Annotated in this window: 9 protein-coding genes and 1 riboswitch; of the genes, 2 read left to right on the forward strand and 7 right to left on the reverse strand. The window is 68.9% G+C overall.

Annotated elements, in window-relative coordinates; genetic code table 11:
• Nucleotides 1-163: 163 nt before the first annotated feature.
• The 3 genes from ACFWI9_RS27345 to ACFWI9_RS27355 form a co-directional block, all read right to left on the reverse strand.
• Entirely contained in the window at nt 164-937 is a 774-nt protein-coding gene (locus tag ACFWI9_RS27345) for a M23 family metallopeptidase (protein ID WP_387165939.1), read from the reverse strand.
• Nucleotides 938-950: 13 nt separating this feature from the next.
• A riboswitch (cyclic di-AMP (ydaO/yuaA leader) is annotated at nt 951-1,118 on the reverse strand.
• 288 nt (nt 1,119-1,406) lie between these two features.
• Nucleotides 1,407-2,789 (reverse strand): M16 family metallopeptidase, encoded by a 1,383-nt coding sequence (locus ACFWI9_RS27350; RefSeq protein ID WP_387165959.1) that lies wholly within the window; start codon nt 2,787-2,789, stop codon nt 1,407-1,409.
• A 17-nt stretch (nt 2,790-2,806) separates the two neighbouring features.
• Nucleotides 2,807-4,162, reverse strand: coding sequence for a M16 family metallopeptidase (locus ACFWI9_RS27355; protein WP_387165941.1), 1,356 nt, complete (start codon nt 4,160-4,162; stop codon nt 2,807-2,809).
• Between the two features lie 256 nt (nt 4,163-4,418).
• Here ACFWI9_RS27355 and ACFWI9_RS27360 point away from each other — a divergent pair, with 256 nt between their 5' ends.
• On the forward strand, nt 4,419-6,872 hold the full coding sequence (locus tag ACFWI9_RS27360) for a DNA topoisomerase (ATP-hydrolyzing) subunit A (protein ID WP_387165943.1): 2,454 nt from the start codon (nt 4,419-4,421) through the stop codon (nt 6,870-6,872).
• 404 nt (nt 6,873-7,276) lie between these two features.
• On the opposite strand, the gene ACFWI9_RS27365 is transcribed toward ACFWI9_RS27360, so the two are convergent.
• From ACFWI9_RS27365 to ACFWI9_RS27380, 4 genes are all read right to left on the reverse strand, one after another.
• A complete protein-coding gene (locus ACFWI9_RS27365; RefSeq protein WP_387165945.1) occupies nt 7,277-8,404 on the reverse strand; it encodes a CobW family GTP-binding protein in 1,128 nt (375 codons plus the stop codon).
• A gap of 107 nt (nt 8,405-8,511) precedes the next feature.
• A complete protein-coding gene (locus ACFWI9_RS27370) occupies nt 8,512-10,104 on the reverse strand; it encodes a cation acetate symporter (RefSeq protein WP_387165947.1) in 1,593 nt (530 codons plus the stop codon).
• On the reverse strand, nt 10,101-10,682 hold the full coding sequence (locus ACFWI9_RS27375) for a DUF485 domain-containing protein (protein ID WP_387165949.1): 582 nt from the start codon (nt 10,680-10,682) through the stop codon (nt 10,101-10,103). The genes ACFWI9_RS27370 and ACFWI9_RS27375 overlap by 4 nt, the downstream gene beginning before the upstream one ends.
• A 192-nt stretch (nt 10,683-10,874) precedes the next feature.
• Complete coding sequence (locus ACFWI9_RS27380; protein WP_387165951.1) at nt 10,875-12,992, reverse strand: type IIA DNA topoisomerase subunit B; 2,118 nt, start codon at nt 12,990-12,992, stop codon at nt 10,875-10,877.
• A gap of 453 nt (nt 12,993-13,445) precedes the next feature.
• Here ACFWI9_RS27380 and ACFWI9_RS27385 point away from each other — a divergent pair, with 453 nt between their 5' ends.
• Entirely contained in the window at nt 13,446-13,673 is a 228-nt protein-coding gene (locus ACFWI9_RS27385) for a hypothetical protein (protein WP_387165953.1), read from the forward strand.
• The last annotated feature ends 153 nt before the right edge of the window (nt 13,674-13,826 follow it).

Genomic DNA, 13,826 nt, shown 5'->3' on the forward strand with positions numbered 1-13,826 from the left:
GGCTCCCCCTATCTCACCTTAATTCACATGGGGGGGTTTTTTCCCTCGGCCGCGCTGGGCATTTTTTTTTTTTTTGGCCTAAAAAAATCGCAGGCCCCGGCCGGTTCCCTAGGCCGGCCGGCCCCCTTCGGACTCCGCGCGCCGTGGGACAGCGCGCGGACGGTCAGAGCTTGACGCCGTGGCCGCGCAGATAGGCCACCGGGTCGATGTCCGAGCCGTACTCGGAGCCGCTGCGGGCCTCGAAGTGGAGGTGCGGCCCGGTGGTGTTGCCGGTGGAGCCGGACAGCCCGATCTGCTCGCCCGGGGTGACCCGCTGGCCGACGGAGACGCTGATGGACGAGAGGTGGCCGTACTGGGTGTAGGTGCCGTCGTTCATCTTGATCACGACGTTGTTGCCGTAGGCGCCACCCCAGCCGGCCTCCACGACGGTACCCATGCCGACCGCGACGACCTTGGTCCCGGAGGAGGCGTGGAAGTCGATGCCGGTGTGGCTGCCCGAGGACCAGACGGCTCCGCCCGCGTGGTAGTCCGTGCTGACATACGACCCGGCGACGGGGAGGTTGTACGACAGCAGGCGCTTGCGCTCGGCGGCGCGGGCTGCGCGCTCCTCGGCGTCCCGGGCGGCCTTGACCCGGATCTCGGCGTTGCGCTTCGCATCCGCTTCGGCCTTGGCCTGGGAGGCGGCGAAGTCGGCCTCTTCCTGCTGGACGTCGGCCTGGGCGCCGACCTGCTTGGCGAGTGTGTCGCCGGCGATGACCACCTGGTTCAGGCCGGTGTCCTCGACGGAGAGGCTCTCCGGCTCGGCGGCGAGGGCGGGTGAGGCGAGGGTTCCGACAACCCCGGTGGTGGCCAGTGCCGCGGCTCCGGCCATGCCCGCGCGCTTGCGCGACAGCCGGCTCGGACCACGATGCTTCCCGGTGGCACGGGTGAACGCCATGTAGTGGCTTGTCCTTTCCTTCCTTCTCGCCTACCGGGTTAGCTGACGGGTTCGGAGCAGGAAGGTCTCCTACGGTCCCCCTCCGCGCGGGTGCGCGAAGACGTTCCGATTCACCCCAGGGGACTTGCGGGTCCCCGGCTCCCCAGGCTTGCGCCCGACGGGGACTCGGCGATCGCTGCCCGATGCCGCGGGTGCGGCGCGTGCAATGGTCGGACAGCGCAGAAGACGCTAAGCCGATCTTCGGTGAATCACCAAACGGTCACGGGATTTTGTCGCCTATCCCACAGCCCAGACAGGCAGCGTCACCAATAAAACGGACAAACGGTAGACAGGCAAAGGAAAGGGTCCCGTTGGTACACCCATCACCAACGGGACCCTGCCCGCGCCTCACTCGCCGGAGCCTCGGGGGCTTCACGAGCGGCGCCTCACATGCCGTCAACTGCCGCCAGTTGCCGTCGATTACCGCCAATCATCCCGTGACAACGGTCACTTCACCGATACCCAGCGCCTTGACCGGCTCCTCGATCTCCGCGGCGTCACCGACGAGGACCGTGACAAGCCGGTCCACCGGGAAGGCGCTGACGACCGCGGCGGTCGCCTCGACAGTGCCAGTGGAGGCCAACCGGGCGTAGAGCCGTCCCTGGAAGTCGTCCGGGAGGCCCTGCTCGACCTGGTCGGCCAGGGTGCCCGCGACGGAGGCGGCGGTCTCGTACTTCAGCGGGGCGACACCCACCAGGTTCTGCACGGCGACATCGCGCTCGGCATCGGTCAGACCCTCCGCCGCGAGCGTACGGAGCACCGTGAACAGGTCCTGAAGGGCCGGGCCGGTGTTCGGGGTGTCGACGGAGCCGCTGATGGCGAGGGTGGCCGCGCCGGTGGCACCGCCGGGGGCCGCGGGGGCGGCCGAGCGCAGCACCTGGGCGAAGGCCCGCACTCCGTAGGTGTAGCCCTTCTCCTCGCGCAGGACACGGTCCAGGCGCGAGGTCAGGGTGCCGCCGAGGCAGTAGGTGCCGAGGACCTGCGCCGGCCAGACGCTGTCGTGGCGGTCCGGTCCTACGCGGCCGATGAGCAGCTGCGTCTGGACCGCGCCGGGACGGTCGACGATCACGACACGTCCCGTGTCGTCGGCGGTGATCGGCGCCATGACGCGGGGCGCTCCCGGGCTGCCGGTCCAGGCGCCGAGGGTGTCGGCGAGCACGGCGTCCAGATCGACGTCCGTGAGGTCTCCGACGATCACGGCCGTGGCGGTGGAGGGGCGCACATGGGCCTCGTAGAAGGCCCTGACGGCCGCGGAGTCGATGCGCTCCACCGTCTCCTCGCTGCCCTGGCGCGGGCGCGACATCCGCGAAGACGCCGGGAAGAGCTGCTTGGACAGCTCCTTGGCACCGCGGCGGGCCGGGTTGGCCGTCTCGTGCGGGATCTCGTCAAGGCGGTTGCGGACGAGCCGTTCCACCTCGCTGTCCGCGAACAGCGGCGCCCGCAGTGCCTCGGCCAGCAGTCCCATGGCCTTCGCCAGCCGGGAGACCGGGACTTCGAGCCCGATGCGGACACCCGGGTGGTCGGCGTGCGCGTCGAGGGTCGCGCCGCAGCGCTCCAACTCGGCGGCGAACTCCTCCGCCGTGTGCTTGTCGGTGCCCTCGGAGAGCGCTCTGGCCATGATCGTGGCAACGCCGTCAAGGCCGTCGGGCTCCACGTCCAGCGGAGCGTCGAGGAAGATCTCGACGGCCACGACCTGCTGGCCGGGGCGGTGGCAGCGCAGCACGGTCAGTCCGTTGCCGAGCGCGCCGCGCTCGGGCGCGGGGAAGGCCCACGGGCGGGCTTCCCCGGGCTGCGGCTGCGGGTGGAAGTCCATGGTCACGGCAGCCTCGGTCACTGTCCGGCTCCCTCTGCGTCGTCAGCGTCGTCGTTGTCCTCTGCCGCGGCCGCCGCGGCTGCGGGCTCGTACACGAGCACCGCGCGGTTGTCCGGGCGCAGCCTTGCCTGTGCGACGGCCCGCACTTCCTCCGCGGTGACGTCCAGGACCCGCGAGACGGCGCTGAACGCCAGCTGGGGGTCACCGAACAGCACCGCGTACCGGCACAGTTCGTCGGCGCGGCCCGCGACGGTGCCGAGCCGGTCCAGCCACTCGCGCTCCAGCTGTGCCTGGGCGCGCTCCATCTCCTCGGCCGTCGGGCCGTCGGCGGCGAACCTGGCGAGCTCCTCGTCCACGGCGGCCTCGATGTCCGGCACCTCCACACCGCCCGAGGTCTTCACATCCAGCCAGCCCATCGACGGTGCCCCGGCCAGCCGCAGCAGGCCGAAGCCCGCGGCGACCGCCGTGCGGTCGCGACGGACCAGGCGGTTGTGCAGCCGGGACGACTCGCCTCCGCCGAGCACGGTGAGCGCCAGGTCGGCGGCGTCGCAGTCCCGGGTGCCGTCGTGCGGCAGCCGGTAGGCGGCCATCAGGGCACGGGCGGGAACCTCGTCGACGATCTCCTCACGCAGCTGCTCGCCGATGGTCTCGGGCAGCGAGCCGTCACGCGGCGGCTGCTTGCCGTCGTGGGAAGGGATGGATCCGAAGTACTTCTCGATCCAGGCGAGGGTCTGCTCCGGGTCGATGTCGCCGACGACCGACAGCACGGCGTTGTTGGGCGCGTAGTAGGTGCGGAAGAAGTTCCGCGCGTCCTCCAGGGTCGCCGCGTCCAGGTCGGTCATCGAGCCGATCGGGGTGTGGTGGTAGGGGTGGCCCTCGGGGTAGGCCAGGGCGGTCAGCTTCTCGAACGCCGTACCGTAGGGGACGTTGTCGTAGCGCTGGCGGCGCTCGTTCTTGACGACGTCCCGCTGGTTCTCCATGGACTCTTCGTCCAGCGCGGCGAGCAGCGAGCCCATGCGGTCCGCTTCCAGCCAGAGCGCGAGCTCCAGCTGGTGCGTCGGCATGGTCTCGAAGTAGTTGGTCCGCTCGAAGCTCGTGGTGCCATTGAGCGAACCGCCCGCACCCTGCACCAGCTCGAAGTGGCCGTTGCCCGACACCTGCGCGGAGCCCTGGAACATCAGGTGCTCGAATAGGTGAGCCAGCCCCGTACGCCCCTTGACTTCGTGGCGGGAGCCGACGTCGTACCAGAGGCAGACCGCGGCGACCGGGGTCAGGTGGTCCTCGGAGAGCACCACCCGCAGGCCGTTGGCCAGGCGGTGCTCGGTCGCTGTCAGGCCGCCGGAGCCGGCCTGCGCTGTGGCCGTGTGACCCATGGGCATGTGGTCCCTTCGATCGCGATTCGGTAGTCCTGCTCGTCTACCTGTACCTGCCTATGCACTGCCACTGTATGCAAGCCCACCGACACCTGGCGAAGTTCCGGGCAGTTCCGCAGTGGTCACGGCATGTGGTCACAAACGCCTCGAAGACGCCGGACTCCGGGTCGCGGTCCGCGTTGTCGGAGGTACGGTCCACAATGGTCCGCATCAGTTCCCGTTCATGGTTCATGTTGGTGAAGGAGCCGCAGCAGCGATGGCCCGCCGCAGCACGAAGACGCCGCCGCCCGACGACTTCGAGGAGAGGATCCTCGACATCGACGTCGTCGACGAAATGCAGGGCTCCTTCCTCGAGTACGCGTACTCGGTGATCTACTCCCGCGCCCTGCCCGACGCCAGGGACGGCATGAAGCCCGTCCACCGCCGGATCGTCTACCAGATGAACGAGATGGGGCTGCGTCCCGACCGGGGGTACGTGAAGTGCGCCCGGGTCGTCGGCGAGGTCATGGGCAAGCTCCATCCGCACGGTGACGCGTCGATCTACGACGCCCTGGTGCGGATGGCCCAGCCCTTCTCCATGCGGCTGCCGCTGGTCGACGGCCATGGGAACTTCGGCTCGCTCGGCAATGACGACCCCCCGGCCGCCATGCGGTACACCGAATGCCGGATGGCCGACGCGACGAGTCTGATGACGGAGTCGATCGACGAGGACACGGTCGATTTCTCACCGAACTACGACGGGCAGGAGCAGGAGCCGGTCGCACTCCCCGCCGCGTTCCCGAATCTGCTGGTCAACGGCGCGTCCGGGATCGCGGTCGGTATGGCGACGAACATGCCGCCGCACAATCTGGGCGAGGTCATCGCCGCCGCGCGCCACCTGATCCGGTATCCGGGCGCGGACCTGGAAACGCTCATGCGGCACGTCCCCGGGCCCGATCTGCCGACCGGTGGCCGGATCGTGGGCCTGTCCGGGATCAGAGACGCCTACGAGACGGGCCGCGGCACCTTCAAGATCCGTGCCACGGTGGCGGTCGAGAACGTGACGGCCCGCCGCAAGGGCCTGGTCGTCACCGAACTCCCCTTCACCGTGGGCCCGGAGAAGGTGATCGCGAAGATCAAGGACCTGGTCGGTTCGAAGAAGCTCCAGGGCATCGCGGATGTCAAGGACCTCACCGACCGCGCGCACGGGCTGCGACTGGTGATCGAGATCAAGAACGGCTTCATCCCGGAGGCCGTCCTGGAGCAGCTCTACAAGCTGACGCCGATGGAGGAGTCCTTCGGCATCAACAATGTGGCGCTGGTCGACGGCCAGCCGCTGACGCTGGGGCTCAAGGAGCTGCTGGAGGTCTATCTCGACCACCGCTTCGACGTGGTGCGGCGGCGCAGCGAGTTCCGCCGCGGCAAGAAGAGGGATCGGCTGCACCTGGTCGAGGGCCTGCTTGTCGCGCTTCTCGACATCGACGAGGTCATCCGGCTGATCCGCTCCAGCGAGAACTCCGCGCAGGCGAAGGAGCGCCTCGTCGCGCACTTCTCGCTCAGCGAGGTGCAGACCCAGTACATCCTCGACACGCCGCTGCGCCGGCTCACCAAGTTCGACCGGCTGGAGCTGGAGAGCGAACGCGATCGGCTGACCGCGGAGATCGAGGAGCTGACCCGGATCCTGGAGTCGGACGCGGAGCTGCGCAAGCTGGTCTCATCGGAACTGGCGGCGGTGGCGAAGAAGTTCGGCACCGAGCGGCGCACCGTGCTGCTGGAGTCCGCGGGTGCCCCCGCTCCTGCCGCTGCCTCCCTGCAGGTGGCGGACGACCCCTGCCGGGTGCTGCTCTCGTCCACCGGGCTGCTGGCCCGCACGGTCACGGCCGAGCCGTGGCCGCCGGGCGACGGCAAGCGCGCCCGGCACGATCTGATCGTCTCCGCGGTCCCCGCCACAGCACGCGGCGAGGTGGGTGCCGTCACCTCGGCAGGGCGTCTGCTGAGGCTCTCGGTGATCGACCTTCCACAGCTGCCCGACTCTGCCTCCGCTCCGACGCTTTCCGGGGGTGCGCAGCTCTCGGAGTTCCTGTCGCTGGAACCGGACGAGTCGGTGGTCTGCCTGACCACGTTGGACGAGGCGTCCCCCGGGCTTGCACTCGGCACGCTGCAGGGCGTGGTCAAGCGGGTCGTGCCGGACTACCCGGCCAACAAGGGCGAGCTGGAGGTCATCGCCCTGAGGGAGGGCGACCGGATCGTGGGCGGCACCGAGCTGCGTACCGGCGATGAGGACCTGGTGTTCATCACCTCCGACGCCCAGCTGCTGCGCTTCCAGGCGTCGCAGGTCAGGCCGCAAGGTCGGGCGGCGGGGGGTATGGCTGGCATCAAGCTCGCGGAGGGCGCCGAGGTGATCTCGTTCACCGCGGTGGACCCGGCGTCCGACGCGGTGGTCTTCACCGCCGCGGGTTCCACGGGCGCGCTGGACGACTCGGTCACGACGGCGAAGCTGACGCCGTTCGACCAGTATCCGCGCAAGGGCCGGGCGACCGGTGGTGTGCGATGCCAGCGCTTCCTCAAGGGTGAGGACTTTCTGCTGCTGGCCTGGGCCGGCGCGGCTCCCGCCCGTGCGGCGCAGAAGAACGGCACCCCTGCGGACCTGCCGGACAGCGATCCGCGTCGCGATGGCTCCGGCATCGCCCTGGCGAAGCCGGTGGCGGCGTTGGCGGGGCCCGTGACTTGAGGTCCTGTCCGACGACCTTCTCGGGCCCACGACGCTCCCCCGGAGCTTCTCCCCCCTGCTGACGCGGGGGACCCCAGGAGGTGCCATCTACGGCATGGGGTCTCCCCCAGGCCCGCAGAGGCCGGGGGTGAGGCCTCCCCCGCGGGCAGGGGAAGGTCACCCTCGTACTGGGCGACCCTTGTATGGCGCGCCGCTGACGCACCGAGTGAGCGTGCCAGGGGGCGGGAACCAGGTGCGGCGTGCCCTGCGGGGTACGGGCGCGCCCGAAAGTGGCGTCGAGGTCCCGCGCAGGCTGCTGCCTCGCACGGTGTCCGGGCTACCGGGGCCGACGGGCTCCGGGCCGCCCACCCTCTTGCCCGCTGCTGCCACGATGCGGCGAAGGGTTCGGAACCGCGCGCGACGGGCTACGAGAGGTAGTCGTCCGGCTCGCCTTCTTCGGCTCCGGAGTCGTCGGCGGGGCTGGGGACATAACGCAGCACGCCCCACAGGGCATGCTGGTCCGGGGCGTCCTCGGAACCGCGCACACAGGCGGCGGCGAGCTCCTCGATCAGAGATCCGGTGTCGATGCCGGAGCCGATGAGGACCAACTGGGTGCCAGGCTCGGCGGATTCGGTCCGCTGCCAGGGCTCCGGGTAGAAGCGCAGGAACCTGCCCACGGAGTGGACGGTGTAGCGGTGCGCGGGATCGGCTGCGCCGAAGTCCACGTAGCCCTTGATCCGGTAGAGCCCTTCGGGACGTGAGTCGAGGAAGTCCAGCAGCCTGCGCGGGTGGAGTGGCTCGGCAGCGGTGAAGGAGACGGTCTCATAGGCGGCATGCGGATGGGCGACGCCGGAGCCGTGGTGCCGTTGGTGGTCGTCATGGTCGCCGCAATCGTGTCCGGCGGCGTCCTCGCGGAGGTCTTCGAACGACAGCTGTCCCACGCGCTCTTCGCGCGGGCGGCACTCGAACAGCAGCGCGGGGTCGATACGCCCGTAGACCGCCGGGATCACGGCCGCTCTCTCCGCTAGCGCGGTGATCCGCTCCCGAAGCCGCTCGCCCGGCTCCTCGGCGATCCGGTCCGCCTTGTTGAGCACGACCAGATCGGCGATCGCGAGGTGCCGCTCGATTTCGGGGTGCTTCACCCGTGTCGCGTCGAACTCGGCGGCATCGACGACCTCGACCAGACCGCCGTACACCACCCGCGCGTTCTCGCTGGCCAGGATCATACGGACGAGTTCCTGCGGCTCGGCGAGACCGCTCGCCTCGATCACGATGACATCGATCCGTGTTGCCGGCCCGGTGAGCTTGTCCAGGAACACGTCGAGCTCGCTCGCGTCGACCGCGCAGCACAGACAGCCGTTGCCCAGCGACACCGTGGAGTCACCAAGTTGACCGGCCACCGTCATGGCATCGATCTCGATCGAACCGAAGTCATTGACGATCGCGCCGATCCTGGTGCCCCCGCTCGCCCTCAGCAGATGATTGAGCAGCGTGGTCTTGCCGGATCCCAGAAATCCCGCGAGGACGACGACGGGGATCTGAGGCTGGCTCAACACGGCTCCCTTGGGACATCGGCACCTATCGAGCCACCCAGGATACGGGGAGGACGCGAAGTGGTCCGCGGTTACGGGAGCGGTCCGCGTCGAGCCGTACGCCGCACTCAGACCGCACCCGCCCCGGTCAGGGCGCGCACCTCCGTCTCCGCGTGCTTGCTCTCGTCCGGTGGCTCGGACGAGGTGACCGTGCCGATCCAGCCCGCGAGAAAGCCCAGGGGGATCGAGACCGCCCCGGGGTTCTGCAGCGGGAAGACCTGGAAGTCGACACCGGGGAACAGCGCCTCCGGGCTTCCGGACACCACCGGGGAGAGCACCACGAGCAGCACCGCCGGGATCAGACCCCCGTAGACGGACCAGACCGCGCCGCGTGTCGTGAAGTTCCGCCAGAACAGTGAGTACAGCAGTACCGGGAGATTGGCCGATGCGGCGACGGCGAAGGCCAGTCCCACCAGGAACGCCACGTTCAGATCACGCGCGATGAGCCCGAGCGCGATCGCGGTGGCTCCGATGCCCGCCGCGGCGATCCGGGCCACCGCCACCTCGCTGCGCTGTTTGGCGCCGCTCCGCCGCAGCGAGGCATACAGATCGTGGGCGACCGAGGCGGAGGAGGCAAGGGTGATTCCGGCGACGACGGCCAGAATGGTCGCGAACGCCACCGCGGCGACCACGGCGAACAGCACGGTGCCTCCGGTGGAACCCGGACCGCCGCCGAGCTCCTGGGCGAGAAGCGGAACGGCCGTGTTGCCCGCGGCGTTCGAGGCACGCACCTCGTCCGTGCCGAGGATCGCGGCGGCCCCGAATCCCAGCACTATCGTCATCAGATAGAAGCTGCCGATGAGTCCGATGGACCACACGACGGAGCGGCGCGCGGCACGCGCCGTCGGCACCGTGTAGAAGCGCGACAGGATGTGCGGCAGTCCGGCGGTACCCAGCACCAGGGCGAGCCCGAGGCTGATGAAGTCCAGGCGTGCGGTCCAGTCCCCGCCGTAGCGCAGTCCAGGAGCGAGGAAGTCCCTTCCGTGGACGCTCTGCCGTGCGGCTGAGTCGAGCAGGGCGTTGAAGTCGCCGTGGAAGCGTGCCAGTACGAGCACCGTGAGGACTGTGGCACCGGTCATCAGGAGCACGGCCTTCACGATCTGGATCCAGGTGGTGGCCCGCATCCCGCCGAAGGACACGTAGATCACCATCAGGGCACCGACCCCGATCACGGTCCAGGAACGCGCCGACTCGCTTGTGCCGCCCAGCAGAAGGGCGACCAGACTGCCGGCTCCCACCATCTGCGCCACCAGATAGAGCACGGAGACGGTCACGGATGACGTACCGGCCGCTATCCGTACCGGTCGTTCCCTCATGCGAGCGGCGACGACATCAGCCAGGGTGAACCGGCCGCAGTTGCGGACGAGTTCGGCGACCAGGAGCAGCACCACCAGCCAGGCCACCAGGAAGCCGACGGAGTAGAGCATCCCGTCGTAGCCGTAGAGGGCGATGAGGCCGGAGATGCCGAGAAACGAAGCCGCGGACATATAGTCGCCGGCTATGGCGAAGCCGTTCTCCATGGGCGAGAACAGCCGTCCGCCGACGTAGAACTCCTCCGGCGAACCATGCCGGTGGCGTCCCACCCAGGTGGTGATACCCAGGGTGAGGGCGATGAAGGCGCTGAAAAGCAGCAGCGCCAGTGTCTGGTGGTCGCCGCTCAACGCCCGGCCCTCCGTGAAGGCTCCGCGCCGTCCTGGACGGCTGCCGCCCGGTCAGGGGGTCCGTGGTCCGCCCGGTCCTCGATCGAGGACTCGGTGCCCCTCGGGAGTTCGGCCTCGCGGGTCTGGTCGAAGACTGTCCAGCGCAGATCGAGCGCCGCACGGTCCCTGCGCAACCGGGCATGGCGGGCGTAGGCCCAGGTGAGCAGGAAGGTGGTGAGGAACTGGCCCAACCCGGCCACCATCGCCACGTTGATCGCGCCGACGACCGGCTTCGCCATGAGCGCGGGAGCGGTGGTGGCGGTGATGACATACGCCACGTACCAGGTGAAGAAGGCGAGCGTCGCCGGGATGACGAACCGCCTGTAGCGGCTGCGTACCTCCTGGAAGGCCGCGCTCCGCTGCACTTCCCGGTAGATGTCGGTCGGTGCGCTCCGGTGCTCCTGGTACCCGCTCCCCGGGAGCGCGCTCGGTGCGGGCATGCCCGCACCGTCGGACTCGCCCCAGCCGAACGCCAACGCGTCGTACCACGGGTCGTCGATGCGCACGGCACCACCGTCCCGGCATTCCTGCTTCTCCACGCTCAGCTCTCTCCCTGTCAGCGAACCGTCGCGGTCGCTGGCCCCCACCAGAATGGACAGAACGGGGAGATCCCTGACTCTTCTCTCTTTCTCTTCACCCCATTAGGTGACGGATGCCGTGATTCCGCCGGGTTGATGACCGGGGCGGCGTGTTTCGGACCGCCGCCCCGGGTGGGGCTTTCGAGTCAGGTGTCAGGCGTCGATTCGGGAGCGGTCGAGCGTCGCCGCGCTGCTGGTGATGAACTCCTTACGCGGGGCGACGTCATTGCCCATCAGCAGGTCGAACACCTGCTCGGAGGACTCCAGATCGCCGATGTTGATCCGGCGCAGCGTACGGTGGCGCGGGTCCATCGTGGTCTCGGCCAGCTGGTCGGCGTCCATCTCCCCGAGGCCCTTGTAGCGCTGGATCGAGTCCTTGAACCGGATGCCCTTGCGCTGGAACTCGAGCAGCGTGGAGCGCAGTTCGTTGTCCGAGTACGTGTACACGTACTTGTCCTGGCCCTTCTTGGGCTGGACGAGCTCGATCCGGTGCAGCGGCGGTACGGCGGCGAAGACTCGGCCCGCCTCGACCATGGGCCGCATGTAGCGCTGGAAGAGGGTGAGCAGCAGGCAGCGGATATGGGCTCCGTCGACATCGGCGTCGACCAGGAGCACGATCTTGCCGTAGCGGGCGGCGTCGATGTCGAAAGTGCGGCCGGAGCCCGCTCCTATGACTTGGATGATCGCTCCGCACTCGGCGTTCTTGAGCATGTCGGAGACGGACGACTTCTGGACGTTGAGGATCTTGCCCCGGATCGGGAGCAGCGCCTGGAACTCGGAGTTGCGGGCGAGCTTGGCCGTACCGAGCGCGGAGTCCCCCTCGACGATGAAGAGCTCGCTGCGGTCGACGTCGTCGCTGCGGCAGTCGGCGAGCTTGGCCGGCAGCGAGGACGACTCCAGAGCCGTCTTCCGCCGCTGGGCCTCCTTGTGCTGGCGGGCCGCGATACGCGTACGGGCGGCGGCGACGGCCTTCTCCAGGACCGCCCTGGCCTGGGCCTTGGCATCGCGCTTGGTCGAGGTCAGGAAAGCCTTGAGCTCCTTGGCCACGACATTGGCCACGATCCGGTTGGCCGCGGAGGTGCCCAGCACTTCTTTGGTCTGGCCTTCGAACTGCGGCTCGGCGAGGCGTACGGTGACGACCGCGGTGAGGCCTTCGAGGGCGTCGTCCTTGACGATGTCGTCCTCCGCGACCCTCAGGAGCTTGGCGGAACGCAGCACCTCGTTGACCGTCTTGGTGACGGACCGCTCGAAGCCTGTGACATGGGTGCCGCCCTTGGGGGTGGCGATGATGTTGACGAAGGACTTCAGTGTGGTGTCGTAGCCGGTGCCCCAGCGCAGGGCGATGTCCACCCCGAGCTCTCGGGTGACCTCGGTCGGCGTCATATGGCCGCGGTCGTCGAGGACCGGGACGGTCTCCTTGAAGCTGCCGCTGCCGGTAAGGCGCAGGACGTCGCAGACGGCCTTGTCCTGGGCGAGGTACTCGCAGAACTCGCTGATACCGCCGTCGAAGCGGAAGATCTCCTGCGACTTGCCCTCACCCTCCAGGTCGCGCTCATCGCGGACGACGATGGTGAGACCCGGTACGAGGAAGGCGGTCTGGCGGGCACGCTGGTGCAGCGTCTCCAGCGAGAGCTTGGCGTCCTTGAGGAAGATCTGCCGGTCGGCCCAGTAGCGGACGCGGGTGCCGGTGCGGGTCTTGGGCACGCGCTTGCCCTTGAGCAGCCCGTTCGCCGGGTCGAAGGGGCTGTCGGGCCCCGACTCGGTGAACATGCCCGGGACACCGCGACGGAAGCTGATCGCGTGCGTGGCACCGCTCCGGTCGACCTCGACGTCGAGGCGGGAGGACAGCGCGTTCACCACGGAGGCACCCACGCCGTGCAAGCCGCCGGAGGCCGCGTACGAGCCGCCGCCGAACTTGCCGCCGGCGTGCAGCTTGGTCATGACGACCTCGACACCCGAGAGGCCGGTCTTCGGCTCGACGTCGACGGGGATGCCCCGGCCGTTGTCCCGGACCTCGACCGAGCCGTCGTCGTGAAGGATCACCTCGATGTGGTCGCAGTACCCGCCCAGGGCCTCGTCCACCGAGTTGTCGATGATCTCCCAGAGGCAGTGCATGAGGCCACGGCTGTCGGTCGACCCGATGTACATGCCTGGGCGTTTACGTACCGCCTCAAGCCCCTCGAGGACGAGCAGGTGCCGCGCGGTGTAGTTGGAACCGTCACGGTCTGCGGTCAGCAGCGCACTGGACGGCACTGACATTTCGGCGGTCACGCGGTTCGCTCCTCGCTGAATTTGGATCTGGCCCGTGTGGGGTAAAGGCCGGGCGTCGTTCACCGTTCATGAGGGTACCGAGGCCTGGTAGAGCCGATGTAACGCCACCCTCGTGATGGCTCATGCTAGTCCAGAGTCGTATGCATGTTCGATCCCTCGATCGGGTGACGCGCACATCACGTTCCCTTCGGCGCATGAACCATTTAGGCTCCGGGCACGTCCTCAACAACAAACCGGCAAGCCAGCCGGGAGGACGGCAAGAGACAGACAAGCAAGCAAGCGAAACCGTAAAGCGAAGCAATACGGCACATTCGCCGCCAGCCAGTCGGCAGCCAGCCACCTTGAGGCACCACGAAGAAGAAGTTTCCAGGAAAAGGCCCGAGCGGGAACGTTTTCAGCCTGGTTGGATGTTGACCCTGGTACGACAGCTCGTCGAGCTAGAGAAGAGGCGACGTGACTACTGTTCTGACCCCCGCGAGCCCACTGACGGCCGCTGACCGTTGCGACCGCTGTGGCGCTCAGGCGTACCTGCGCGTCGTCCTGACCAGCGGTGGTGAGCTGCTCTTCTGTGCTCACCACGGGCGCAAGTTCGAGCCGGAACTCAAGAAGATCGCCGTTGAGATACAGGACGAGACCGACCGGCTGACGGCCGTACCGGCCAGCGCCGAAGACGAGCGCTGACCTCACGTCCTACGACGAGCCAAGGGCCGGTCCAGGACCGGTCGAGGGGGGGGGGGCCCGCCCGGCGCGGGCGGCGCCCCCCCGCCGGGGGGGGCCCGCCCCCCCCCCCCCCCCCCCCCCCCCCCCCCCGCGCGCCGCCACGCCGGCGCCCCG

The sequence above is a fragment of the Streptomyces sp. NPDC127084 genome (genome assembly GCF_042724175.1).
GTDB lineage: Bacteria > Actinomycetota > Actinomycetes > Streptomycetales > Streptomycetaceae > Streptomyces.

Coding starts and splice junctions, on each gene's coding strand:
- ACFWI9_RS27345 (WP_387165939.1), bottom strand. CDS start 937: ATGGCGTTCACCCGTGCCACCGGGAAGCATCGTGGTCCGAGCCGGCTG.
- ACFWI9_RS27355 (WP_387165941.1), bottom strand. CDS start 4,162: ATGGGTCACACGGCCACAGCGCAGGCCGGCTCCGGCGGCCTGACAGCG.
- ACFWI9_RS27350 (WP_387165959.1), bottom strand. CDS start 2,789: ATGGACTTCCACCCGCAGCCGCAGCCCGGGGAAGCCCGCCCGTGGGCC.
- ACFWI9_RS27360 (WP_387165943.1), top strand. CDS start 4,419: ATGGCCCGCCGCAGCACGAAGACGCCGCCGCCCGACGACTTCGAGGAG.